Origin of the sequence: uncultured Microbacterium sp. (genome assembly GCF_963521645.1) — a bacterium.
Taxonomy (GTDB): Bacteria; Actinomycetota; Actinomycetes; order Actinomycetales; family Microbacteriaceae; genus Microbacterium.
In genome coordinates, this window is record NZ_CAUQVQ010000022.1 from 1 (window position 1) to 24,732 (window position 24,732).

The window sequence follows — 24,732 nt, forward strand, 5'->3', positions numbered from 1 at the left end:
GTGCTCGGTGTACGGCTGCGACGCGGGAGGCGCCGGAGGAGCCGGAGGAGCCGGCTGCGGCGCGGGAGGCGCCGGCTGCGACGCGGGAGGCGCGGAGGGCGCGGGAGGGATGGGAGGAGCCTGCGGCACGGAGTGCCCACCCGACGTGTCGCCCACGCGCGCGGTGGGGTCAGGCGCGACCGGGAAGGGAATCGCCGCGGCGGGGGCCGGGAATGAGGAGGGACTCTGCGGCTGCGGCGTCGACGGCCGACCCGTGTAGTAGGCGTTCCAGTCAGGCGATCCGTCCGGCAGCACCGGAAGCGGCGTGACCGCATCCGCGTACGTCGGCCAGGCCTGGAGCACGGGCGCCGCCTGCGCGAGCTGCGGTGCCCGAGCCTGCTTCTTGGGCGCGAACAGCGCGTTGAGCAGCGGGATGAGGGTCGTCCCGACAGCCGCGAGGATCGTGAGAGCGACGACGATGCGCCAGTAGAGCTCCCCGTACTCGAAGGTGTGCGGGAAGGTGAGGAAGAACACGAGCATGGCGACGAGAGCACCGAGGAACACGATCGTCGCGATGTAGATGATGCGCGTGAACGTGGTGACGTGCCGCTGAGCCGCCGGGGTGAACAGACGCACGTGAAGGAGCGCGAGCTGCAGGATGCCCACGACCAGCAGCAGCTGGAAGAACCGCTCGCCGGCGGTGAAGGAGAACGAGTCCTCGGGAAGCCAGATCTTGACGGCTCCGACCAGAAGAGCCACGATCCAGCTCACCATGCTCGCGAGGGAGAGCCAGTCCGGCCGATTCGGCGCGAGGCCGGCTTCGAGGATCGCGATGCCGGCGAACGCGGCGAGCAGCAGGATCGTCAGGAACGCCCTGCCGATCAGCCCGTCCTGGTCACCGACGAGCACCCAGACCACACAGACCAGTGCGGCGGCGATGAGGGCTCCGATGGCGATCCAGATCGCTCCGCGGATGAGCAAGGACAGGTTCTTCTTCTCGACCAGCGCGGTGGGCTGCTGGGCGATCTCCGGCTGGGACATCGCGTTCCTCTCGTGAAGCGGCGTTGCGAATCATCCTTGCATGCGAGCGCTTCGCGGCGGAGATGTTCGTGTCCACTGTGCATGCGCCTCGCCGCACCTCACGAGGAAGAAACGGCCCAGGTCCCCTGCGGGCGTCAGCGTGCGGCGCGGTTCGCAGACGTCGCGAACGCGGCGATGCGCGCCTGTGCATCGGCGGTCTCCAGCGATGCACCGATGGATCGGGCCTCTTCGCTGAGCTGCTCCGCGAAGGTCCGCTCCGGCTGCGAACGCACCAGGCGCTTCGCCTGGCCGTAGGCGTCAGCGGCGCCGGCCAGCCAGAATCGGGCGACCTCTTCCGCGCGTGCACGCACGGAATCCGCCTCATCCGCGGCATCCGATCCGGCGACGGCCTCAGCCACGAGCCCCCAGTCGACAGCCTCTTCCGCAGAGAGCAGGCGATCCTGCAGCACCAGCTGCAGGGCGCGACGTTGTCCCACCGCGCGTGAAAGCTGTGCAGAGACAGACAGATCGGGGGTCAGGCCGATGTTCGCGTAGAGGCTGCCCAGGCGCGAACGCGCTCCGACGACGGCATAGTCGCTGCTGAGCAGGATGCCGAGCCCGCCGCCGGCGGTCGTGCCGTGAGCCGCTGCGACCACGGGCACCGACGACTCGGTGAGCGCACGGATCCCGGCGTTGATGACTTCGGCGAGCGCCGTGATCTCTGCACCGGAGCCCATGGTGGTCGACATGTCGATCACGTCGCCGCCCGCGCAGAAGGCGGGGCCGGCCGCGTCGATCAGGATGGCCTTGACGTCGGGGCGGGTGGTCGCCTCGCGAGTGGCGTCGCGCCACGCATACGCGAGGTCGGAGTTGAAGGCATTGAGACGTGCGGGGCGATTGAGCGTGAGCCGCGCCATCCCCTCGTCGACACGGAACAGGATGACGTCACTCATGGCTTCTCCTTCGAGCGCAGGGCGTAGTGTCCCAGGCTAGTCGGCGTCAGCGGTCGCCCACACCCGCGCCACGAACGCCTCCATGCGCCTGCGGGTTCCGTCGAGGCGGAAGTCGACCTGTCCCGGTGTGCGGATCTCATTGGGGGCGAGCGGATGCGCGAGACGCACGTTCTCGTGACACGACAGATCAGCGCACATGTACGTTCCCACCGAGTCGCCCCGCTCTCCCGCCTCGCCGACTCTGCGGGCGCCGAAGAGCGCCACCTGGTTGCCCGGCTGCATGGTGTGGCAGATGTTGCACATCCCCGAGCGGCCGCGGCCGGGGTCGGATGCGCGAAGCACGACCCCCGCGATCCGCCCTTCGTGCTGCACGAGCACATAGCCGCGGCGCCCCGCGCCGGGGTCGCGCCAGGCGAAGAAGTCCAGATAGTCCCAGTCGGTCAGTACGAAGTCGTGCGGCATCTCCATGACCCGCAGTTCGTCGGCATCCGCGTTCACGAAGGACGCACGGACCTCCGCTTCGGTGAGAGCTCGCATCGCTCCAGTCTATGAAGCAGCCCGCTGCATGGCTTCATCCGCTTCCGACACGATGTTGCGCATCGCGGCCGCCGCAGCCGCCCCGTCGCCGCTCGCGACGGCGAATGCGACGTCACGATGCCACTGGACGGCGCTCTGATTCGCGACATGGGGCATGAGGTCGTGCGCGGTGCGGCCGCGCAGCACCGCCTCCACCGTGCCGCCCAGAGCGGCGAGCATCCCGTTGCCCGATGCCTCGAGCAGGAGACGGTGGAACCGGATGTCGGCCGTCAAGTAACGCTCGCTGTCGGCGTCATGGTCTTCCTGGCCCATCTCCACGACGAGGGAGACGAGGTCGACCTTCTGCTGCGACGACGCCTTCGTGGCAGCGAGCTGCGCGGCGAGAGGTTCGATCACAGAACGCAGCTGGCTGAGCTCGCGCAGCTGCTCATCGCGGCCCGGACCGGCCAGGCGCCAGGCGATCACCTCGGCCGCGTACACGTTCCAATCCGCGCGCGGACGCACCTCGACGCCTGACTTGCGCCTGACCCACACGAGCCCCAGGGACTCCAACACACGCACCGCCTCGCGGGCGGCGGATCGGGAGACGCCGCGCTCCTGAGCCAGTTCGACCGTCAACATCCGCGAGCCGGGGAGATGACGACCGTCGACGATCGCGCGCCCGAGTTCGTCGACGAGCGACCCGTGCACGCTGCCCGCGACCGTGGGTGCTTTCATATGTCGAGTATGCCCGCATCGGACGCGTGTGATGGCATGTCACGCGTCATCGTCGCAGTTATGTTGCACATGTGGTACGTGACGTGGTTATTATGTACGGCATAAGGCAGACACCCCGCCTGGATCAAGGAAGCTCATGGCACTCTTCTCCCCCGCCGCGCCCGCTCTCGTGACCGCCGTCGGCGACACCGTGACCGTCGACCGTCCCGCCGGTCAGCTGATCGCGGCCGCGATCATCGGCATCGCGGTGATCATCGTCCTCATCACCTGGGTCAAACTGCACCCGTTCCTCTCGCTCACGATCGGTGCGCTGGCGACGGGCGCGATCGCGGGAATGGACATCTCCGCCTCCGTCACGAGCTTCTCCACCGGGTTCGGATCCACCATGGGAGGCGTCGGCATCCTCATCGCGCTCGGCGCGATCTACGGCAAACTGCTCGCGGACTCCGGCGGCGCCGACCGCATCGTCGACACGCTCGTCAGTCGCGCGAGCGCCCGCTCGCTGCCCTGGGTCATGGGCCTCATCGGAGCCGTCATCGGACTGCCGATGTTCTTCGAGGTCGGTCTCGTGCTGCTCGTCCCCGTCATCATCCTCGTCGCGCGACGCTCGGGTCAGCCGCTCATGCGAATCGCGATCCCCACCCTCGCCGGGCTCTCCGCGATGCACGGACTCGTGCCGCCGCATCCCGGCCCGCTCGCCGCGATCGACGCTCTCGGCGCCAACCTCGGTCTGACTCTCGCCTTCGGTGTCATCGTCGCGATCCCCGCGGTCATCATCTCGGGACCGCTGTTCGCCCGCTTCGCCGCCCGCTGGGTCGATGTACCGGTGCCCGAGCTCTTCGTGACCGAGGAGGACGAAGGCGAGGTGCAGAAGCGTCGCCCGTCGTTCATCGCGACGCTCATCAGCATCCTGCTCCCGGTCCTCCTGATGCTCGCCAAAGCCATCGCCGACATCGTCGCTGCGGGGTCGGATGCTCCCTGGAAGCTCGCTCTCGACTTCCTCGGCACTCCCGTCATCGCCCTCCTGATCGCCGTGCTCGCCGGATTCTTCATCCTCGGTCGCGGCGCCGGTTTCGACCGCACCAAGATCAACGACATCGTGGGATCGTCGCTCGGTCCGATCGCGGGGATCCTCCTGATCGTCGGCGCCGGCGGCGGGTTCAAGCAGGTGCTCGTCGACACCGGCATCGGCGGAGTCATCGCCGGGTTCGTCTCGGGCTCGTCGGTGTCGGTGCTCGTGCTCGCCTGGCTCGTCGCCGTCGTGATCCGCATCGCGACCGGATCGGCCACCGTCGCCACCATCACCGCGGCCGGCATCCTCCAGCCCCTCACGGAGACCCTGGACTCGCCCATGATCGCGCTGCTGGTGCTCGCGATCGGCTCGGGCTCGGTGTTCCTCTCGCACGTCAACGATGCGGGATTCTGGCTCATCAAGGAGTACTTCGGCCTGAGCATCCCGCAGACGCTGAAGTCGTGGACCGTGCTCGAATGCCTCATCTCCGTCACCGGACTGGCCGGGGTGCTCGTCCTGAGCGTCTTCGTGTGAGGCTGTCATGATGACCACCACTGCACCCGTCCTCGTCTTCATGGGCGTCGCCAGCACGGGCAAGTCCACGATCGCCGCGATGCTCGCCGGTCGTCTCGGATGGAGCTTCGAAGAGGGCGACGACCTGCATCCCGAAGCGAACGTCGCCAAGATGGCGGCCGGACACGCGCTGAACGACGACGACCGCTGGCCCTGGCTCGACCGCATCGCGGAGTGGATAGACGAGCGGATCGCCGCCGGCGAACCCGGAATCGTCACCTGCTCCGCCCTGAAGCGCAGCTATCGTGACGTGCTTCGGCGCGATGCCGTCACTTTCGTGCACTTCAGCGGCGAGCGCGAGCTGATCCTCGATCGGATGCTGCGCCGACAGGGGCATTTCATGCCGGCGACGCTGCTCGACTCCCAGTTCGCGACGCTCGAACCGCTCGGCGACGATGAGAAGAGCATCACGATCGACATCGCGCGCACCCCGCAGGAGCAGGCCGCGGAGATCGCGACCCGACTGCGGCTGCACCCCGCCTTCTGAGAAGGCCCTGCCCCTCGCGGCCTAGACCGCGATGAGGACGCGCGCTCAGACCGCCGATTCCGGGGGCAGTGATTCCGGCACCTCTGCACCCCCGGCGGCGGTACGCAGCGAGTCGGTCGCACGACGCAGGTAGCTCGTGATCACGTCCTGCTCCGCCGCGGTGAAGGCGTCGAGTTCGGCGTCGATGCCCATGATCATCGGGAGAAGACGACCCATCGCGCGCTCGCGCGACCGAGGATTCGGCGCGACGAGCACTCCCCGACGGTCAGTCGGGTGAGGCTCGCGGCTCACATGGCCGAGCGTGACGAGGCGGTCGATGGCCGTCGTGATCGCACCGGCCGAGAGGCCGACTCTGCGAGCGAGGTCGGTCGGCCCGAGCGGACCGCTCATGAGCAGATGCTCCATGACTTCCATGTCGGTGGCGTTGACGCCCAGTTCGTCGGCGAGCGACTTCTCGAAGAGGTCGCTGAGCTCGATGAGTTCGCGCAGCAGCGTCGTCGCGGGACGCACGGGGGAGAACGCCGCCATGACCATCTCAGGCTGTGTCTCCGCGCTCGGTTGCATGCACTCCACGATACCGCTACTCTCATTCGATAGTCATATAGTTTGAGCATCGAATTACTAGTAAAGCTGGAGACACCGACATGAGCGCACTCACACGGTTTCTGACGTCGGCCAAGACGTCGTGGATCATGCTGATCGTCGCGGCGCTCGCATCCGCCGCCCTGTTCACCCTCGCGGGCGCGGAGGAGTCCGAGACCGCCCCCTCGGTCGGGCTCCCCTCCTCGGCCGAGTCGGTCAAGGTCGATGAGCTGCTCGCCGAGTTCCCGAGCGCCGACACGACCTCCGCGCTGCTCGTGTTCGCCGCCGACGACGGCGAGCTCGATCAGGAGACGCTCGACCGGATCGACGCCAAGGCGTTCGGCGAGCTGGCGGATCTCTCCCGGGATGGCGCCGTACCCCCCGCGCAGGTGTCGGACGACGGCACCGTCGCGCTCGTGATCGTGCCCCTCGAGCCGGAGCCCGACGTCGCCGCCCAGTCCGAGCGTGCACAGGAGATCCGCGACATCGCCGCCGACGACCTCGACGGCGTCCGTGTGTACCTCACGGGAGCTGAGGGGTTCGAGGTCGACATCGCCGCCGTGTTCGAGGGCGCCGACTTCACCTTGCTGCTCACGACCGTGATCGTCGTCGCCGTCCTCCTGCTCATCACGTACCGGAGCCCCTGGCTGTGGATCGTCCCCCTCGTCGTCATCGGGCTGGCCGACGCCCTCGCGGGCATCGTCGCGCGAGAGGTCGCCAGCGCGGTCGGCATCCAGCTCGATGCGTCGATCACCGGCATCCTGTCGGTCCTCGTGTTCGGCGCGGGCACCAACTATGCGCTGCTGCTGATCGCCCGCTACCGCGATGAGCTCCGTCTGCACGAGAACCGCAGGGACGCCATGCAGCGGGCCCTCCGCGGTGCCGGCCCCGCGATCATCGCGAGCGGCTCGACCGTCGCACTCGCACTGCTCACCCTCCTCCTCGCCGAGATCGCCGGCAACCGTGCACTCGGACTCGCGTGCGCCGTCGGCATCGTCGTGGCGATGTTCTTCGCGCTGCTCGTGCTGCCCGCGGCTCTCCTGCTCTTCGGCCGCGGTCTCTTCTGGCCGTACATCCCGCGATTCGGGTCGCGCGATGCGATCTCTCGCAGCATCTGGGGAAAGCTGGGGCGTGCGGTGTCGAAGCGCCCGGTGCTCGTGGCATCGACGGGATTCATCGTGCTGGGAGCGATGGCGAGCGGACTGTTCTTCGTGCAGACCGGCCTCTCCCAGAACGATCGCTTCCTGCAGAAGCCGGAAGCCGTGCAGGGTCAGGAGGTGCTGGCCGAGGCCTTCTCGGCAGGCACGACCTCTCCCGCCATCGTCGTCGTTCCCCTCGATGACGTCGATGAAGCAGCCGACGCCCTGCAGGACCTGAAGGGCGTGGATGCTGCGGTCCCCGGCGAGGCCACCGACGAGTTCGCTCGCATCGACGTCACCCTCAGCGCGAGCGCCGAGACCGAAGAGGCGTTCGCGACCATCGAGCGCATGCGCACCGCACTCGACGATGTGGGAACCGGCGAGGGACTCGTCGGCGGACTCGACTCCCAGGCCCTCGATGTCTCCGACGCTCAGGCGCGGGACCAGGCGCTGCTGATCCCGCTGATCCTGGTCCTGGTGTTCTTCGTGCTGGTCGTGCTGCTGCGGGCGTTCGTGGCTCCGCTGCTGCTGTTGATCGCCGTCGTGGCGAGCTTCTTCTCCGCCGTCGGCCTCAGCTGGTGGCTCTTCCAGACGCCGCTCTTCGACTTCCCTGCCATCGACACGAACGTGCTGCTCTTCAGCTTCCTGTTCCTGGTCGCGCTGGGCGTCGACTACAGCATCTTCCTCGTCACCCGGGCCAAGGAGGAGGCAGCGCGCCTCGGAACCACACAGGGCATGATCCGCGCTCTCGCCGCCACGGGAGCGGTGATCACGAGCGCGGGCATCCTGCTCGCAGCCGTGTTCGCGGTGCTCGGAGTCCTCCCGCTGATCACGCTCACCCAGATCGGCATCATCGTGTGCATCGGCGTGCTGATCGATACCCTCCTGGTGCGCACGGTGATCGTCCCCGCCCTCGCGTTCATCACGCGCGACGGCTTCTGGTGGCCCCGCCGGCCCGCGCTGACCGACGCCGAGGCAGCGCGTGCAGGCGCCGATGCGCTCGTCCCCGCGCAGGACCCCGTGCCTGCGAAGGCGCCCGAGATGGTCGGCTAGTCGCCTCGCCTCCTTCCGCATGAGTGTGTCCGGTGAGTCGCCTCACCGGACACACTCATCTGCGCGAGTCGGAATCAACCGAGCTCCCCGGACCCGTACGGTCGGACCGGCTGCTGCTTCTGGAACTCGTACTCGCCGCCCTGACGCCCTCCGAACGGGCGGCCGTGGTCGGCGAACTCCTCCCGGTAGTACGCGAGTCGCCAGTTGCCGATCTCGATGCGGGAACCTGTCCGCAGGATCCTGGCGTTCTCGGAGCTGTGCGGCAGGTTGGGTCGCCCGCCCCCTGTGGGGGCGAAGGAGTAGAGCACGTACTCGTCGTCCTCGTTGTGGCGGATCTCCGCATGCCGCGCTTCCAGCCCCTCCAGCCTCAGGTCCGCGTCGGGGCCGGATCCGATCACGGTGCGTTCGGGCAGAAGGTCGAACTCGAGCGGCCTGCTCCGATTCCAGTCGCCGCTGCCCACCGCGAAGATCAACCGCGGTCGACCCGAACCCGGGATGTAGTGGGTGGTGGTCACGCGCCGACGCACTCTCCTGGCCAGCACCGGAATCAGCGGCAAAGGCGTCGGCGGAGGCGCGGGGAGGCGGATACCTCTCCCCCGGTCGGCATGCTGCAACTCGGAGAGGAGAGTGTTGAGATGCCCGAGCCTGATGTGCGGAGAGCCCGCGATCACGCGCCCGATCGGACCCGACTTCACATCGCCGAACTGCACCAGGGTGCCCTTGGGGCCCTCGACGCGAACCCGGATTCCTCGGCGCGCGAGGCCGTCGGCGACCGGGGCGAACTCCGCGAGGTCGTGACGGCTCATCCCTCCGAGCCCGGAGGTGTCGTCGAGAGTGACGACGATCTCACTGCCCGCAGCTCTGACGTCGAAACGCGCGCCCGCGCGGCCATCGCTGTCGATCTGCTCGACGCGCAGATCAAGGTCGAGGCGGATCATCGGAGTCGGCTTCGCCTAGACCGAGTCCGCGCCACCCGACGCGCTGTCGCTGGTCGTGACCCGCAGCGTGCCGTTGAACTTCCACGTCGCACGCGGCGCATCCGGTCCGATGTCCCTCGGCACCTCGACCGTCATGTCGTCGAACGTATAGTTCACGGCGGCGCCCCGGCCGGTGAGGTACGCCCACATCTCGCGTCCGAGATCGGTCCAGTCGGTGATGGACGCGCCCTCCGGACCGGAAGGTGACGAGAAGAGCTCGACGGGTTCGTTCGAGTCGCTCATGGTGTGCTCCTTTGCTGAAACCATGTCCTGTGAAATGAGTATGCGCCCGAATGGACCCGGTGTCCACGGGTTTCTGAACTCGATCCAAGAAACGGGGTCCGCGCACCGGACACAACGAGCGCCCCCTCTTATGTACCCCGTATGCACGCGTCAACCTACGGGACGCCGGTGCGGCGCATTCTGTCGGAGCGCCCTCTTGCAGGGAGGCAGAGCAGGCGATCAACCCGAGCACGAGAGGATGACATCCGCGTGGATGATCTCAACAGGTCGGTGCGACTGCGTTCCTCACAACGACAGAAGCCCGGTTCTCGTCTTGCTGCGAGATTCCGGGCTTCTTCTGTCTACTGCTGGTGGTGGCGAGTGAGGGATTCGAACCCCCGAATGCAGTGCAGTCTGATTTACAGTCAGATCCCTTTGGCCGCTTGGGTAACTCGCCAGAGCGCACCCGTCCGACTTCGACAGCCAACCGGGGGCACGAGTAACAATCATACCTGCCCGATGCGGGCACGAGAAATCGAGACGTCAGCTGCCACGTACGCCGCGATCCGCGTCCGCCAGCGACTCCGGCGTGCGCAGCAGCCCGCCCTCGGCGCGGCACGTGGCGGCGGCGACATCCATCGCGCGGTCGAGCACCGATCTCCACGCCTCGAGATCGTGCGGGGCGTCGAGAGCGACCCCGGCAGCGACCGCCGCGAGCGTCGCGTCTCCCGCTCCCACCGTGTCGACGATGGGCCCGGGCAGACGCGAGATCGGTGCCGAGACGATGCCGTCATCCGTCTCGAGAACTGCTCCGGCTGCTCCGGCCGTGGCGAGCACCGCTTCTGCTCCGGCGTGCCGCAGGCGAGCGCGCAGCGCATCGAGATCCCCGTCGTACAGCAGCGATGCGTCGTCGGCCCCGACCTTGACGATCGCCGCCCCGGCGGCGAGTCGCTCGAAACCGCGAGTGAACTCGAGGCGGTCGCTGAGCATCCCCGATCTCGGGTTCGGATCGATCGCCACCCGCGTTCCCCTGATCGCCTGGGCGAGCGCCTCGACCTCGCTCGGCACATCGAACGGGAAGCAGCTGATCACCACGAGTCCGGCTTCGTGGATCGCCTGCATCGCGGCCTCGGAGAAGCGGATGCTGCGCTGCCGCGCCGCCTGGTTGAAGACGTAGGTCGGCTCGCCGTCGGGCCCCCTCTGAACGATCGCTCGTGATGACCCGTGCGGCGCCGGCGAGCCGACGAGCGCGACGCCGTGGTCGTCGAGATACTCCCTGATGTGGTCGCCGGCCTCGTCGTCGCCGACCATCGCGATCAGGGTCGTGGTCACTCCGAGCCGCCGCAGGCCCACGGCGACGTTGAGCGCCGCTCCCCCGACCAGTTCGCGTACCCCGGCACTGTCTCGGATCTCGTCGATCAGGGCGTCTCCGATGACGACGACGGAATCTGAGTCGGACATGATTTGATCGCTCACCCCGCCGACACTACTCGTGACGGGGACGCGCGGCATCCGGCTCGCCTGCGTCGTGCACCGCGGTGGCAGCGCTACGGTGAGCGCATGAACCCCCGACTGGCCTCGGCAGTTGCATCTCTCACCCTGATCGCCCTGCTCGCAGGCTGTGGAGGCGCTGCAGACGGCGGGAATGCAGACACCAGCCCGGAGCCCTCTTCGAGCACGACTCCCGACGAGACGGCGTCGCCATCTCCGTCCCCCACACCGACATCGACGCCGGTGGCTCTGCCGACCGACTGTCGCGCGATCCTGTCGGAGGACGTGCTGTCACAACTGGGAGAGACGCCGTTGAACGACCCGGCCGTCGGCCCCTCCGGTGTCGGCGACGACGGCACTCTGACCTGCATCTGGCGCGATCCGCGCGCCGACACGACGAACCTCGTCACCACGATCTCGCTCATGAACCGCGGCCCCGCGCTCGACATGCTGAACGCCCTCGTGACGGACGAGGGCTTCACGTGCTTCACGCCCGATGACGGCACCCGCTGCGAGAAGACCTGGCCCAACGAGCAGTACCCCGTGACCGACGGGCGCACGCTGTTCTGGCGCGACGACGTCCTCATCGACACCCGGTACTCGAACCTCGCGCCGACCGGCTACACCTCCAGCATCATCGCGCACCTCTGGGACTGATCCGCCGTCGCGGCCGACTCACGCGGGCACGAAGAAGGCCCCGGGCGAATCGCCCGGGGCCTTCTCACTCACTCAGTACGTCAGAGCTGACTCGATCAGTTGTACGTACCCGGCGTGATGTCGTCCGTCGAGAACGCGTCGAAGTCGACGTAACCGAAGTCGCCGTCGGCGTACGCACCGTCGGATGCGAAGATCCGGTTCGGGTAGCGCTCGCTCTTGGCTTCTTCCGTCGCCTCGACCGTGACGTCGCGGTACTTCGAGAGACCGGTTCCGGCGGGGATGAGCTTTCCGATGATGACGTTCTCCTTGAGACCGACCAGCGGGTCGCGCTTGCCCTCCATGGCGGCCTGCGTGAGCACGCGGGTCGTCTCCTGGAACGACGCTGCCGACAGCCACGACTCCGTCGCGAGCGACGCCTTCGTGATACCCATCAGCTCCGGACGGCCCGACGCGGGGCGCTTGCCCTCTGCCACGGCCTCACGGTTGATCGCCTGGTAGCGCTTGAGGTCGACCATCTCACCCGGGAGCAGGGTCGTGTCGGCGTGATCGACGACGGTGACCTTGCGGAGCATCTGACGGACGATGACCTCGATGTGCTTGTCGTGGATCGGCACACCCTGCGAGCGGTAGACACCCTGGACGCCGCCGACGAGGTAACGCTGCACCTCGCGGGCACCCATGACGCGCATGACCTCCTTGGGGTCGAGCGTGCCGACCAGGAGAGGCTGACCGACCGTGACGTGCTGACCGTCCTCGACCAGAAGCGTCGCACGCTTCAGGACCGGGTAGATCACTTCCTCGTCACCGTTGTCGGGCGTCAGGATGACCTTCTTGGCCTTGTCGGTCTCGTCGATCGTGATGCGGCCATCGGCCTCGGCGATCGGCGACGCAGCCTTCGGGGTACGAGCCTCGAAGAGCTCCTGCACACGGGGCAGACCCTGCGTGATGTCATCTGCCGACGCCGAACCACCGGTGTGGAACGTACGCATCGTCAGCTGGGTACCGGGCTCACCGATCGACTGTGCCGCGATGATGCCGACGGCCTCTCCGATGTCGACGGTCTTACCCGTCGCCAGCGAACGACCGTAGCACTGCGCGCAGACACCGACGGCGGAGTCGCAGGTCAGGACCGAGCGCACCTTGATGCTCTCGACACCCAGACCGACGAGCTTGTCGATCAGCACGTCGCCCACGTCGTCGCCGGCAGAGGCGAGGATCTCACCCTTGCTGTCGACCACGTCGGAGGCCAGCGTACGAGCGAACACCGAGTTCTCGACGTTCGCGTCGCGCACGAGCTCACCCTGCGAGTTCGGTGCGGCGATCGGGAGCTCGAGGCCCTTCGACGTGCCGCAGTCCTCTTCGCGGATGATGACGTCCTGCGAGACGTCCACCAGACGACGGGTCAGGTAACCCGAGTCGGCGGTACGCAGAGCGGTGTCGGCAAGACCCTTACGGGTACCGTGCGTCGCGATGAAGTACTCGGCGACCGACAGACCCTCGCGGTACGAGGAGATGATCGGACGCGGGATGATCTCACCCTTGGGGTTGTTCACCAGACCACGCATACCGGCGATGTTCCGGATCTGCAGCCAGTTACCACGAGCACCCGACGACACCATGCGGTTGATGGTGTTGTCCTCCGGGAAGTTGGCGCGCATCGCGGCCTGAACCTCGTCGGTCGCCTCGGTCCAGATCTTGATGAGCTCCTGACGACGCTCGACGTCGGTCGTGAGGCCCTTCTCGTACTGGGACTGGACCTTCGCGGCCTGCTTCTCGTAGCCCGCGACGATCTCGGCCTTGTTCGGCGGCGTGAGGATGTCGCTCAGAGCGACGGTCACACCCGAGCGCGTGGCCCAGTAGAAACCGGCGTCCTTGATGCGGTCCAGCGACGCAGCCGTCTCGACCTTGGGGTACTCCTCGGCCAGCTTGTTGACGATCTGCGACAGCTTGTTCTTGTCGGCCTGCTCGCGGACGAACGGGTATCCCTTGGGAAGCGTGTCGTTGAAGATCGCCTGTCCGAGCGATGCATCGACGAGACCGTGACGCTCGTAGCCCTCGGGAGCTTCTCCCTCGAGGAACGTCAGACCCGGGATGCGGATGCGGACCTTGGCCTGCAGGTCGAGGGTTCCCTCGTCCTTGGCCAGGATCGCCTCGCCCACCGAACCGAATGCGCGACCCTCACCGGCAGCGCCCGCCTTGACCGTGGTCAGGTGGTGCAGACCGATGATCATGTCCTGCGAAGGAAGGGTGACCGGGCGTCCGTCGGACGGCTTCAGGATGTTGTTCGACGCGAGCATCAGCACGCGGGCCTCGGCCTGAGCCTCGACCGACAGCGGCAGGTGCACGGCCATCTGGTCACCGTCGAAGTCGGCGTTGAACGCCGCGCAGACGAGCGGGTGCAGCTGGATGGCCTTGCCCTCGACGAGCTGAGGCTCGAAGGCCTGGATGCCCAGACGGTGCAGCGTGGGTGCACGGTTGAGCAGCACCGGGCGCTCGCGGATGATCTCCTCGAGCACGTCCCAGACCTCGGGACGGGTGCGCTCGACGGCGCGCTTGGCCGCCTTGATGTTCTGCGAGTGACCGAGGTCGATCAGACGCTTGATCACGAACGGCTTGAAGAGCTCCAGAGCCATCTGCTTGGGCAGACCGCACTGGTGCAGCTTCAGCTGCGGGCCGACGATGATGACCGAACGGCCCGAGTAGTCGACGCGCTTGCCGAGCAGGTTCTGGCGGAAACGACCCTGCTTACCCTTCAGCATGTCGCTGAGGGACTTCAGGGCACGGTTGCCGGTACCGGTGACGGGACGACCACGACGACCGTTGTCGAACAGTGCGTCGACGGCCTCCTGCAGCATCCGCTTCTCGTTGTTGACGATGATCTCGGGGGCACCGAGGTCGATCAGACGACGAAGACGGTTGTTGCGGTTGATCACACGACGGTAGAGGTCGTTGAGGTCGGAGGTCGCGAAGCGGCCACCGTCGAGCTGGACCATCGGGCGCAGCTCCGGCGGGATCACCGGAACGACGTCGAGGACCATCGCAGCCGGGCTCATGCCGGTCTCGAGGAACGAGTTGACGACCTTCAGACGCTTGATCGCACGGATCTTGCGCTGGCCCTTGCCCTCGGAGATCTGCAGGTGCAGGCTCTCGGCCTCGGCGGCCAGGTCGAACGCCGCGAGCCGGCGCTGGATCGACTCGGCACCCATGTAGGCCTCGAAGTACTGACCGAAGCGGTCCTGCAGCTCGTGGAAGACGTCGTCCTCCGGGCGCAGTGCGCCGACCTCGAGCGTGCGGAAGTCCTCCCACACGCGCTCGAGCTTGGCGATCGCCTCGTCGGCACCCTTGCGGATGAGCGACATCTCCTTCTCGGCGGCGTCCTTGACCTTCTTCTTCGCGTCGGCCTTGGCACCCTCCGCCTCGAGGGAAGCGAGCTCCTCCTCCAGGCGGGCGAGGCGCTCGGCGATCTTCGCGTCACGACGGTCTCCGAGCGTCTTCAGCTCGAGACGGATGTTGTTCTCCTGCGTGCCGAGGTCGCGGTGACGAGCTTCCTCGTCGACCGAGATGACCATGTACGCGGCGAAGTAGATGACCTTCTCGAGGTCCTTCGGCGCCATGTCGAGCAGGTAGCCCAGACGCGAGGGAACACCCTTGAAGTACCAGATGTGGGTGACGGGAGCGGCGAGCTCGATGTGACCCATGCGCTCACGGCGCACCGAGGACTTGGTGACCTCGACGCCGCAGCGCTCGCAGACGATGCCCTTGAAGCGGACACGCTTGTACTTGCCGCAGGCGCACTCCCAGTCGCGGGACGGGCCGAAGATCTGCTCTCCGAAGAGACCGTCCTTCTCCGGCTTCAGGGTGCGGTAGTTGATGGTTTCAGGCTTCTTGACCTCGCCGTAGGACCAGGCGCGGATGTGGTCCGCGGTGGCCAGGCCGATGCGAAGCTCATCGAAAGTGTTTGACTCGAGCACAAATTCTCCTGTGTAGGAATTCTTCTGAAGAAATCGGGGAGGCGGGCCGCCGACCGAGCAGGATGCCCAGTCGGCGACCTGAGCCTTAGATCTCGTCGATCGAGGCGGCCTCGAAGCGGCTGGAGATGTTGATGCCGAGCTCCTCCGCAGCGCGGAAGGCCTCGTCGTCGGTGTCACGCAGGTTGACGAGCGTGCCGTCGGCCGAGAGGACCTCGACGTTCAGGCAGAGCGACTGCATCTCCTTCATGAGCACCTTGAAGGACTCGGGGATGCCGGGCTCCTGGATGTTCTCGCCCTTGACGATCGCCTCGTACACCTTGACGCGGCCGAGGATGTCGTCGGACTTGATCGTGAGGAGCTCCTGCAGGGCGTATGCCGCGCCGTAGGCCTCGAGGGCCCACACCTCCATCTCACCGAATCGCTGGCCACCGAACTGCGCCTTACCACCGAGCGGCTGCTGCGTGATCATCGAGTACGGACCCGTCGAACGCGCGTGGATCTTGTCGTCGACCAGGTGGTGGAGCTTCAGGATGTACATGTAGCCCACCGAGATCGGCGCCGGGAACGGCTCGCCGGAGCGGCCGTCGAACAGCTGCGTCTTTCCGGTCGAGTCGATCAGGCGCACACCGTCGCGGGTCGGGGTGGTCGCGTCGAGGAGACCGGAGATCTCCTCCTCGCTCGCACCGTCGAACACCGGGGTGGCGACCTTGGTGCCGGGAGCTGCCTCGAAAGCCTGCTTCGGGAGCTTCGCAGCCCACTCGGGGGTGCCTTCGACCTTCCAGCCCTGCTTCGCGATCCACCCGAGGTGGGTCTCGAGCACCTGGCCGAAGTTCATTCGACCGGGGATGCCCAGCGGGTTGAGCACGATGTCGACCGGGGTTCCGTCCGCGAGGAACGGCATGTCCTCGATCGGGAGGATCTTCGCGATGACACCCTTGTTGCCGTGACGGCCGGCGAGCTTGTCACCCTCGGTGATCTTGCGCTTCTGGGCGATGTAGACCACGACGCGGCGGTTGACGCCCGAGCCGAGCTCGTCGTCGCCGTCCTCGGCGTTGAACTCCTTGACGGCGATGATCGTGCCCTGCTCACCGTGAGGCACCTTGAGAGAGGTGTCACGGACCTCGCGACTCTTCTCGTTGAAGATCGCGCGGAGCAGACGCTCCTCGGCCGACAGCTCGGTCTCGCCCTTCGGCGTGACCTTGCCGACGAGGATGTCGCCGGGGCGGACCTCGGCGCCGATGCGGATGATGCCGCGCTCGTCGAGGTCCTTCAGCAGCTCGGGGCTGACGTTGGGGAGGTCACGGGTGATCTCCTCCTTGCCGAGCTTCGTGTCGCGCGCGTCGACTTCGTACTCCTCGATGTGGATCGAGGAGAGGGTGTCGTCCTTCACCAGGTCCTGGCTGAGGATGATCGCGTCCTCGAAGTTGTAGCCCTCCCACGTCATGAACGCGACGAGGAGGTTCTTCCCGAGTGCGAGCTCGCCGTTCTCGGTCGCGGGGCCATCGGCGATGACCTCTCCGACCTCGACGCGGTCGCCCTCGTTGACGACGACCTTCTGGTTGTACGACGTGCCCTGGTTGGAGCGGTCGAACTTGCGCAGGTGGTAGTCCTGCGTCCCACCCTCGTCGAGCATGACGGTGACGCGGTCTGCGGAGACCTCGGTGACGACACCGGCCTTCTCGGCGGTGAGCACGTCACCGGCGTCGATGGCCGTGTAGCCCTCCATACCGGTTCCGACGAGCGGCGAGTCGCTGCGGAGCAGCGGCACAGCCTGACGCTGCATGTTGGCGCCCATGAGCGCGCGCTGCGCGTCGTCGTGCTCGAGGAACGGCACGAGCGAGGTCGCGACCGACACCATCTGGCGCGGCGAGACATCGATGTAGCCGATCTCCTCGGGGAGGAACAGGTCCACCTCACCGCTTCCGCCCTTCGGACGGGCGAGGACGTGGCTCTCACGGAAGCGACCCTTGGCATCGAGCGGGGCGTTGGCCTGCGCGATGTTGAAGTCGACCTCCTCGGAAGCCGTCAGGTAGTCGATGTGCTCGGTGACGACGCCACCCTCGACCTTGCGGTACGGGGTCTCGATGAAACCGAACGAGTTGATGCGCGCGAACGTTGCGAGAGCACCGATCAGACCGATGTTCGGGCCTTCAGGGGTCTCGATCGGGCACATGCGGCCGTAGTGCGACGGGTGGACGTCACGGACCTCGACGCCTGCGCGGTCGCGGCTCAGACCACCGGGGCCGAGGGCCGAGAGGCGGCGCTTGTTGGTCAGACCCGCGAGCGGGTTGTTCTGGTCCATGAACTGCGACAGCTGCGACGTTCCGAAGAACTCCTTGATCGCGGCGACGACGGGGCGCACGTTGATCAGGGTCTGCGGCGTGATCGCCTCGATGTCCTGCGTGGTCATGCGCTCGCGGACGACGCGCTCCATGCGGGACAGACCGGTGCGGACCTGGTTCTGGATCAGCTCGCCGACCGCGCGGATACGACGGTTGCCGAAGTTGTCGATGTCGTCGGTCGCGATGCGGATCTCGGCCTGCTTGCCCGAGCGGATGCCCTCGAACGTGTCGACGCCGGCGTGCAGACGGACGAGGTACTTGATCGTGGCGACGATGTCGTCGACGGTCAGGACCGAGTCGGTCAGCGCCGCGTCGAGACCCAGCTTGTGGTTGATCTTGTACCGACCGACCTTGGCGAGGTCATAGCGCTTCGGGTTGAAGTAGAAGTTGTCGAGGAGCGCACGGGCGGCCTCGGCAGCCACCTGCTCGCCCGGACGCAGCTTGCGGTAGATGTCGCGGAGCGCATCTTCCTTCGTGACGATGGTGTCCTTCGCGAGCGTCTCCTCGATCGAGGGGAAACCTGCGAACTCGGCGAGGATCTCTTCGCTGGTCAGACCGAGCGCCTTGAGGAAGACGGTGACGGACTGCTTGCGCTTGCGGTCGATGCGGACGCCGACCTGGTCGCGCTTGTCGATCTCGAACTCGAGCCATGCACCACGGCTCGGGATGACGCGCGCCGAGACGATGTCCTTGTCGGACGTCTTGTCAGGGGTCTTGTCGAAGTAGACACCGGGCGAACGAACCAGCTGCGAGACGACGACGCGCTCGGAGCCGTTGATGATGAACGTTCCCTTGTCGGTCTGCAGCGGGAAGTCGCCCATGAAGACCGTCTGGGTCTTGATCTCACCCGTGAGGTGGTTCATGAACTCGGCCTCGACGTACAGCGGAGCGGCGTAGGTCTTGCCACGCTCCTTGCACTCCTCGATCGAGTACTTCTCCGGCTCGAGGTACGGGTTCGTGAACGAGAGCTGCATGGTCTCGCCGAGGTCCTCGATCGGAGAGATCTCCTCGAAGATCTCGCCGAGTCCGGAGACCTGGTTCACGTCGGTCCGGCCGGCGGCGTTCGCCTCGGCGACACGAGCCTTCCAGTCGTCGTTTCCGACGAGCCAACCGAAGGATTCGGTCTGCAGAGCGAGAAGGTCAGGGACCGTCAGCGTGTCGGAGATCTTCGCGAACGAGAGGCGGGATGCTCCGCGTCCGTTCTTGGTGGTGGTGGATGTGGATGCGTTGGGAGCAGCAGCCAAGGGAATAACCTCCGTGAGCCCCGCAGGGCTTCTCGATTCCTTTGTCGTCAGGTGGAGTGTGCGCTCACATGCTCAACGAAATGCCGACCACCATATGAGGGCACGGAGAAGCGAGCGCAACTACCAACTATAGACGCGATATTGCGACATGGCAAGTTCAATCCTTGACCTTCTTCGGACGCTGCGGTATTGGCGCCCGAAGAAGGTCGAGGAGGAGCGCTCAGGACGCGATGTTGAGCTCGTTGCCGGGGATCGACGCGAGCAGGCGTCTCGTGTACGGATCCCGCGGATTCGTGAAGATCTCCTCCGACGATGCGGCCTCGACCAGGGACCCGTCCTTCATCACGCACACGTAGTCGCTGATGAGTCGCACCACCGCCAGGTCGTGCGAGATGAACAGGTAGCTGAGGCCGTACTCGCGCTGCAGGTCGCCGAGCAGTTTCAGGATCTGGTCCTGCACGAGCACGTCCAGGGCCGAGACCGGCTCATCGCACACGATCAGCTCCGGCGAGAGAGCCAGCGCCCTGGCGATGGCGACACGCTGCCGCTGACCTCCGGACAGCTCGGACGGATAGCGGCGCAGCATCGACTGCGGCAGCGCCACATCGTCGAGGAGCTGACGCACGCGCTTGCGCCTGTCGGCCCCGCTTCCGCGCTTGTAGAAGTCGAGCGGTTCGGAGATGAGACGCTCGATCGTGAACATCGGGTTCAGACTCGAGTACGGGTCCTGGAAGATCGGCTGCACCTTCTGACGGAAGTTGCGCGTCTCGGCCCGGTCGAGCGATGCCACGTCCTTGCCCTCGTAGCGGATCAGTCCGCTCGTCGGCTCGATGATCTTGAGCAGCATCCGTGCCGTGGTGGTCTTGCCCGAACCGGACTCCCCCACGATCGCCACGGTCTCGCCGCGCGGGATCGCGAGCGACACGTCGTTCACCGCGATGAAGTCGTCCTTCTGCCCGCGCACCGGATACACCTTGGTGAGGTTCTCGATCTCGACGATGTTGTCGACGGGTGCCGCGGTGGTGTCCGCGGCTCCGCGCTCCGAGGTGCTCCCGGTGTCGGTCGACCCAGCCGGTCGATCCTCCGCATGGAAGGCCTCCGGACGCAGTCGCGCCGCCGCGACCGAGGGCGCCGCCTGCACGAGGGACTTCGTGTACGGGTGCTGAGGGTTCTCGAGGATCTGCTTCGCGGGTCCCTGCTCGACCACCTTGCCCCGGTGCATCACGATGACCCGCTCGGCCCGCTCGGCCGCGAGACCGAGGTCGTGCGTGATGAGCAGCACCGCCGTGCCGAGCTCCCGCGTCATCGCACCGATCTGATCGAGGATCGTCTGCTGCACGGTCACGTCGAGCGCGCTGGTCGGCTCGTCCGCGATCAGCAGCCGCGGCTTGCACGCCAGGCCGATCGCGATCAAAGCACGCTGACGCATGCCTCCCGAGAACTCGTGCGGGTACTGCTTCGCCCGCCGCTCGGGATCGGGGAGGCCTGCGGCCGTGAGAGCCTCGACGACCTTCTCCTGCACGTTCTGCCTGTTCGCGAGTCCGTGCGCAAGCAGAGTCTCTGCCACCTGCGTGCCGATCTTGGCGACCGGGTTCAGGTTCGACATCGGATCCTGCGGCACGAGCCCGATGTCGCGTCCGCGGATCATCCGCAGTTCGTTCTCCGGGGCGTGCGCGATCTCGCGGCCGTCGAGCCGGATGCTGCCGGCGGCCACTCGTCCGCCGCCCGCGAGCAGGCCGATGATGGCCATGGCCGTCGTCGACTTCCCCGACCCCGACTCCCCCACGATCGCGACGGTCTGCCCGGGCGCGATCTCGAGATCGACGCCTTCGACCGCGTGCACGACGCCGTCCATGGTGGCGAAGTCGACCGCCAGCCCTTCGACCGACAGCAGCGGAGCGTCGGTCGTCTGTGTCTGTGTCGCAGCGTTCATCGTGCTCTCGTCCTCGGGTCCATGGCCTCGCGCAGAGCCTCACCGAACAGGGTGAAGCCGAGCGCGGTGACCGCGATGCAGATGCCGGGCAGGAATGCCAGCCACGGCGCGATGGCGAGCTCCGCCTGCGCGTAGGTGAGCATGCGCCCCCACTCGGCCGTCTCCGGGCGTCCGCCGCCGAGGCCGAGGAACGACAGCGCAGCGGCGTCGATGACGGCCGTCGCGAGCGTGAGCGTGCCCTGTACGATGACCGGCCCGATCGCGTTGGGCAGCACGTGCGACATGGTGATCTGCCCGCGGCCGAGTCCCAGTGTCTGAGCCGAGAGCACGTAGTCGCTCGACCGCTGCTGCAGCATCGACGCCCGCAGCAGACGGGCGAAGATCGGCACCTGCGACGCACCGATGGCGATCATCACCGCGAACGGCGTCTGCCCCAGGATCGCGGCGATCGAGACCGCCAGCAGCAGGTTCGGCACCGACAGGATGATGTCGACGATGCGCATGATGAGCGTGTCGACCCATCCGCCGAACGTGCCGGCGAGGAGCCCGAGGATCATTCCGCCGACCAGACCGAGGGCGGTCGAGATCACGCCGATCAGCAGTGATGCCTGCGCTCCCCAGATGAGCTTGGAGAGCACATCGCCGCCGAAGCGATCGAGGCCGAGGGGGAACTCCGGCATCTCGCCGGGCCCCGGGATGTTCGTCGGAGTGATGAACTTCGCACCGGGGAGCGCGGTCTCGGGATACGGCGCGATCAGCGGCGCGAGCACCGCCACCAGGACGAACACGAGAACGATGCCGGCGCCGATCCACGCGGTGGGGTTGCGGCGCAGACGCCGGAAGACGTCGTGCCAGAACCCGCCGGGTCCTTCCTTGAGGCCGGCCTGGCCGACGGCGACGGTGTCGACGACTTCGCCGCTCGCTGCCGACGGGCCCTGTGCGGGTGGGAGCGAGATGGTCATGACGCCACCCCCTTTCGGAGAACGAGCGCGGGCATCACTGCACCCGCACTCTCGGGTCGATGAAGCTGTACGACACGTCGACCGCCAGGTTGATCAGCGCGTAGGCGATCGCGATGAAGATGATGAAACCCTGCAGCACCGGGAAGTCCCTGGTGAAGATCGCCCTCGCCAGGAACGATCCGATGCCGGGGAACGCGAAGACCGTCTCGGTGAGCACAGCCCCCGAGATCAGGAGCCCGGTCTGCAGACCGATCGTCGTGATCACGGGCAGCATCGCATTGCGCAGGATGAAGCGGCTGCGCAGCGTCGACGCCCCGACGCCCTTCGCCCGCCCCGTGCGCACGTAGTCCGCGTTCTGGACCTCCAGGACGCTCGCGCGGGTGATGCGGACGATGATCGCTAGCGGGATGGTGCCGAGCGCGAGCGCCGGGAGCACGAGGTGCAGGAGCGCATCCCACGAGGCGTCGAACTCGCCCGTGATGATGCCGTCCCACACGTAGAAGCCGGTCGGATGGGTGGCGTCGATTCGCGGGTTCTGCCGTCCGTCGGAAGGCAGCCATCCGAGCTGCACCGCGAAGACGTACTTCAGGATGAAGGCGAGGAAGAACACCGGGATCGTGATGCCGATCAGGCTGAGCACGACCGACGCGTGGTCGGTGAACTTGCCGTGGCGGCGAGCGGCCCAGTATCCGAGCGGGATGCCGACACCCACCGCGAAGATGAGCGCGAGGACGCTCAGCTCGATCGTGGCGGGGAAACGGCGGAAGAACTCTTCGATGACCGGGCGGTTCGTCTGGATCGATGTGCCGAAGTCGCCCTGCAGGAGGCGTCCGACCCAGATGAAGTACTGCTCGATGAGGGGCTTGTTGAAGCCGTAGAGCTCGTTGACCCTGGCGATCGCCTCGGGCGTCGCCTTCTCGCCGAGGAGAGCGACGGCAGGGCCACCGGGAAGGGCCCGGACCCAGGCGAACAGCAGGATGCTCAGGCCGATGAGAGTGGGAATGAGGAAAAGCAGTCGTCTGCCGATGGTGCGCAGCAAGAGGTCTCCGTTGATCAGAGGCGACGCATTCCCGGGCCCTCGCGCAGTGCGAGGGCCCGGGAAGGCATCTCAGGCGGTCGGACCTACTCGGTCAGGACGATGTCCGTGAAGACCTCGTCGTTCACCGGGCTGGCGGGGTAGCTCTCGACGCGGGGGTCGAACGCCAGGGTCGGCGCCGGGTGCGCGAGCGGCACGCCCGGGATGAACTGCGCGACCATCTCGTTGATCTCCTCGTACAGGGCCGTCTGGTCCTCGAGGTTGGAGACGCCACGTGCCTCGTCGAGCTTCTGGAACAGCTCAGGGTTGTCGAAGCCCCACTCAGAGCTCTGCTGGCCGAAGAACACTCCGACGAAGTTGTCGGTGTCGTTGTAGTCGCCGGTCCAGCCGAGCAGGTGGATTCCGTGATCGGGCGTGCCCGTGGTGCGGTCGAGGTACTCGACCCACTCCTCCGACACCGGAGTCGTCTCGACGCCGACCTCGGCGAGCTGCGACGAGAGGACCGTGAAGATCTGCTCGGGGTCCGGCATGTACGGACGCGACACGTTGACCGGGTAGTTGAAGTCGAGCTTCAGCGGGTTGGCCTCGGTGTACCCGGCCTCGGCGAGGAGCGACTTGGCCTTCTCGGGGTCGTAGTCGTACGTGGTGACGTCGGGGTTGTAGCCGTTGACCGTGTCGGGCACGAACTCGATCGCCTTCTCGGTGCCCTCGGGAAGGACCTGGCTGATGAGCGCGTCCTTGTCGACGGCGTAGGAGAGCGCCTCGCGGACCTTGGGGTCCTGCAGCTCGGGCAGCGCCTGGTTGAAGGCGAGGTAGAGGATCGTGAACGGAGGACGCGACACCATCGTGAAGCCGTCATCCTCGAGAGCCTTGGTGTCGGCGGGTCCGACGAGGTCGTAGCCGTCGATCGATCCCGACTCGAGCGCCTGACGACGTGCGGTGGGGTCGTCGATCGTGCGGAAGATGATCTCGTCGATCTGCCCCGCTTCGCCCCAGTAGTCGCCGTAGGCCTTGAGCGAGACCTGCTCGCCCGGTGCCCACTCGTCGAACTGGTACGGGCCGGTGCCGACCGGGTGACCCATCGCGTACTCCGAGAGCACGGGCGCCTCGGCGGAGCCGCTGACGTCGTCTGCACCGAACTCCGACAGCGCCGACGGGCTCTGCATTCCGAACGACGGCAGCGAGAGCGACGCGACGAAGCCGGCGAACGGCTTGTTCAGGTCGATCGTGACGGAGTAGTCCCCGTCCGGCGTGCAGGACTTGTAGACCGCGTCCTCCGGGTTCGAGGCGTACCCCTTGAAGAGCTTGTTGTAGTAGTAGCCGAAGGCCTCGGAGGCCGCCAGGCCGGTCCAGTTGTACCAGCGGTCGAAGTTCGCACACACTGCCTCGGCGTTGAACGGCGTGCCGTCGTGGAACGTGACGTCCTCCTTCAGCGTGAAGGTGTGGCTCATGCCGTCTTCCGACGATTCCCACGACTCGGCCAGCAGCGGTGCCGGGTCGGCCGTGCCGGGCTCGGTGCCCACGAGTCCCTCGAAGATCTGCCGCGAGACGCGGAAGCTCTCGCCGTCCTGCGCGAATGCCGGATCGAGGCTGGCCGGGTCGGACGACGCGGCGAACACGAACGTGCCGTCGACATCTCCTGACCCCTCGGCGCCGTCGTCGCCGCGCTCGCTGGCGACGCAGCCGGAGAGGACCAGCGCGGCGAGTGCCGCTCCGGATACGGCGAGGAGACCTCGCCGACGCATGACTGTGTGGTGCATTGTGTGACCTTCCTGTCGAGCGCTGCTGTGTGCGCGATCCGGGGACGCCTTCGGCTCCGGACGGTGATTCCTCGAAACTACCGAG

The 24,732-nt window shown here is 66.9% G+C and carries 18 protein-coding genes and 1 tRNA gene; 4 read left to right on the plus strand and 15 right to left on the minus strand.

Translation table 11 applies throughout. From position 1 onward, the window contains the following. The 4 genes from RWO82_RS07235 to RWO82_RS07250 all read right to left on the minus strand — a co-directional run. Positions 1-1,020: hypothetical protein (locus tag RWO82_RS07235; RefSeq protein WP_314425169.1), on the minus strand; the 1,020-nt coding region annotated here is incomplete at its 3' end. A gap of 134 nt (positions 1,021-1,154) precedes the next feature. Further along, positions 1,155-1,952 carry an enoyl-CoA hydratase/isomerase family protein gene (locus tag RWO82_RS07240; protein ID WP_314425170.1) on the minus strand — a complete coding sequence of 266 codons (798 nt, stop codon included), beginning with the start codon at positions 1,950-1,952 and terminating at the stop codon, positions 1,155-1,157. 36 nt (positions 1,953-1,988) lie between these two features. Further along, the gene (locus RWO82_RS07245) at positions 1,989-2,489 is read right to left on the minus strand and encodes an FBP domain-containing protein (RefSeq protein ID WP_314425172.1); all 501 of its coding nucleotides are present in this window, start codon (positions 2,487-2,489) and stop codon (positions 1,989-1,991) included. Positions 2,490-2,498: 9 nt separating this feature from the next. Then, positions 2,499-3,206, minus strand: coding sequence for an FCD domain-containing protein (locus RWO82_RS07250; protein WP_314425173.1), 708 nt, complete (start codon positions 3,204-3,206; stop codon positions 2,499-2,501). Between the two features lie 136 nt (positions 3,207-3,342). Between RWO82_RS07250 and RWO82_RS07255 the strand changes: the two genes are divergently transcribed. Both RWO82_RS07255 and RWO82_RS07260 read left to right on the plus strand, forming a co-directional pair. Then, positions 3,343-4,752: a gluconate:H+ symporter gene (locus RWO82_RS07255; protein WP_314425175.1), complete on the plus strand. Its 1,410-nt coding sequence runs from the start codon at positions 3,343-3,345 to the stop codon at positions 4,750-4,752. Between the two features lie 10 nt (positions 4,753-4,762). After that, entirely contained in the window at positions 4,763-5,278 is a 516-nt protein-coding gene (locus RWO82_RS07260; protein ID WP_314425177.1) for a gluconokinase, read from the plus strand. A 45-nt stretch (positions 5,279-5,323) separates the two neighbouring features. Here the strand turns inward: RWO82_RS07260 and RWO82_RS07265 are convergent, their stop codons facing one another. Beyond that, entirely contained in the window at positions 5,324-5,842 is a 519-nt protein-coding gene (locus RWO82_RS07265; RefSeq protein ID WP_314425179.1) for a MarR family transcriptional regulator, read from the minus strand. A gap of 80 nt (positions 5,843-5,922) precedes the next feature. Here RWO82_RS07265 and RWO82_RS07270 point away from each other — a divergent pair, with 80 nt between their 5' ends. Further along, on the plus strand, positions 5,923-8,052 hold the full coding sequence (locus RWO82_RS07270) for an MMPL family transporter (RefSeq protein WP_314425182.1): 2,130 nt from the start codon (positions 5,923-5,925) through the stop codon (positions 8,050-8,052). 74 nt (positions 8,053-8,126) lie between these two features. Here the strand turns inward: RWO82_RS07270 and RWO82_RS07275 are convergent, their stop codons facing one another. The 4 genes from RWO82_RS07275 to RWO82_RS07290 form a co-directional block, all read right to left on the minus strand. After that, positions 8,127-8,990 carry an FHA domain-containing protein gene (locus RWO82_RS07275; RefSeq protein WP_314425184.1) on the minus strand — a complete coding sequence of 288 codons (864 nt, stop codon included), beginning with the start codon at positions 8,988-8,990 and terminating at the stop codon, positions 8,127-8,129. A gap of 15 nt (positions 8,991-9,005) precedes the next feature. Then, positions 9,006-9,272 (minus strand): hypothetical protein, encoded by a 267-nt coding sequence (locus RWO82_RS07280; RefSeq protein ID WP_314425186.1) that lies wholly within the window; start codon positions 9,270-9,272, stop codon positions 9,006-9,008. Between the two features lie 351 nt (positions 9,273-9,623). Continuing rightward, positions 9,624-9,708, minus strand: a tRNA-Tyr gene (locus RWO82_RS07285). A gap of 86 nt (positions 9,709-9,794) precedes the next feature. Continuing rightward, positions 9,795-10,712 (minus strand): PfkB family carbohydrate kinase, encoded by a 918-nt coding sequence (locus tag RWO82_RS07290; RefSeq protein WP_314425188.1) that lies wholly within the window; start codon positions 10,710-10,712, stop codon positions 9,795-9,797. Positions 10,713-10,811: 99 nt separating this feature from the next. Here RWO82_RS07290 and RWO82_RS07295 point away from each other — a divergent pair, with 99 nt between their 5' ends. Then, positions 10,812-11,399 (plus strand): hypothetical protein, encoded by a 588-nt coding sequence (locus RWO82_RS07295; protein WP_314425190.1) that lies wholly within the window; start codon positions 10,812-10,814, stop codon positions 11,397-11,399. A gap of 95 nt (positions 11,400-11,494) precedes the next feature. Here the strand turns inward: RWO82_RS07295 and rpoC are convergent, their stop codons facing one another. From rpoC to RWO82_RS07325, 6 genes are all read right to left on the minus strand, one after another. Further along, entirely contained in the window at positions 11,495-15,370 is a 3,876-nt protein-coding gene (gene rpoC / locus RWO82_RS07300) for a DNA-directed RNA polymerase subunit beta' (RefSeq protein ID WP_314425192.1), read from the minus strand. Between the two features lie 85 nt (positions 15,371-15,455). Next, positions 15,456-18,956: a DNA-directed RNA polymerase subunit beta gene (locus tag RWO82_RS07305; RefSeq protein WP_314425193.1), complete on the minus strand. Its 3,501-nt coding sequence runs from the start codon at positions 18,954-18,956 to the stop codon at positions 15,456-15,458. A 220-nt stretch (positions 18,957-19,176) separates the two neighbouring features. Continuing rightward, positions 19,177-20,889 carry an ABC transporter ATP-binding protein gene (locus tag RWO82_RS07310; RefSeq protein ID WP_314425195.1) on the minus strand — a complete coding sequence of 571 codons (1,713 nt, stop codon included), beginning with the start codon at positions 20,887-20,889 and terminating at the stop codon, positions 19,177-19,179. Then, positions 20,886-21,851 carry an ABC transporter permease gene (locus RWO82_RS07315; RefSeq protein ID WP_314425196.1) on the minus strand — a complete coding sequence of 322 codons (966 nt, stop codon included), beginning with the start codon at positions 21,849-21,851 and terminating at the stop codon, positions 20,886-20,888. Before RWO82_RS07315 ends, RWO82_RS07310 begins: the two co-directional genes overlap by 4 nt. 34 nt (positions 21,852-21,885) lie before the next feature. Continuing rightward, a complete protein-coding gene (locus tag RWO82_RS07320; protein ID WP_314425198.1) occupies positions 21,886-22,890 on the minus strand; it encodes an ABC transporter permease in 1,005 nt (334 codons plus the stop codon). A gap of 83 nt (positions 22,891-22,973) precedes the next feature. After that, complete coding sequence (locus RWO82_RS07325; RefSeq protein ID WP_314425200.1) at positions 22,974-24,647, minus strand: ABC transporter substrate-binding protein; 1,674 nt, start codon at positions 24,645-24,647, stop codon at positions 22,974-22,976. Positions 24,648-24,732: the final 85 nt, after the last annotated feature.

What these genes read in the sequence shown, in the direction of transcription:
- RWO82_RS07240 (WP_314425170.1), bottom strand. Translation starts at nt 1,952, where the DNA reads ATGAGTGACGTCATCCTGTTCCGTGTCGACGAGGGGATGGCGCGGCTC.
- RWO82_RS07245 (WP_314425172.1), bottom strand. Translation starts at nt 2,489, where the DNA reads ATGCGAGCTCTCACCGAAGCGGAGGTCCGTGCGTCCTTCGTGAACGCG.
- RWO82_RS07250 (WP_314425173.1), bottom strand. Translation starts at nt 3,206, where the DNA reads ATGAAAGCACCCACGGTCGCGGGCAGCGTGCACGGGTCGCTCGTCGAC.
- RWO82_RS07255 (WP_314425175.1), top strand. Translation starts at nt 3,343, where the DNA reads ATGGCACTCTTCTCCCCCGCCGCGCCCGCTCTCGTGACCGCCGTCGGC.
- RWO82_RS07260 (WP_314425177.1), top strand. Translation starts at nt 4,763, where the DNA reads ATGACCACCACTGCACCCGTCCTCGTCTTCATGGGCGTCGCCAGCACG.
- RWO82_RS07265 (WP_314425179.1), bottom strand. Translation starts at nt 5,842, where the DNA reads ATGCAACCGAGCGCGGAGACACAGCCTGAGATGGTCATGGCGGCGTTC.
- RWO82_RS07270 (WP_314425182.1), top strand. Translation starts at nt 5,923, where the DNA reads ATGAGCGCACTCACACGGTTTCTGACGTCGGCCAAGACGTCGTGGATC.
- RWO82_RS07275 (WP_314425184.1), bottom strand. Translation starts at nt 8,990, where the DNA reads ATGATCCGCCTCGACCTTGATCTGCGCGTCGAGCAGATCGACAGCGAT.
- RWO82_RS07280 (WP_314425186.1), bottom strand. Translation starts at nt 9,272, where the DNA reads ATGAGCGACTCGAACGAACCCGTCGAGCTCTTCTCGTCACCTTCCGGT.
- RWO82_RS07290 (WP_314425188.1), bottom strand. Translation starts at nt 10,712, where the DNA reads ATGTCCGACTCAGATTCCGTCGTCGTCATCGGAGACGCCCTGATCGAC.
- RWO82_RS07295 (WP_314425190.1), top strand. Translation starts at nt 10,812, where the DNA reads ATGAACCCCCGACTGGCCTCGGCAGTTGCATCTCTCACCCTGATCGCC.
- RWO82_RS07310 (WP_314425195.1), bottom strand. Translation starts at nt 20,889, where the DNA reads ATGAACGCTGCGACACAGACACAGACGACCGACGCTCCGCTGCTGTCG.
- RWO82_RS07315 (WP_314425196.1), bottom strand. Translation starts at nt 21,851, where the DNA reads ATGACCATCTCGCTCCCACCCGCACAGGGCCCGTCGGCAGCGAGCGGC.
- RWO82_RS07325 (WP_314425200.1), bottom strand. Translation starts at nt 24,647, where the DNA reads ATGCACCACACAGTCATGCGTCGGCGAGGTCTCCTCGCCGTATCCGGA.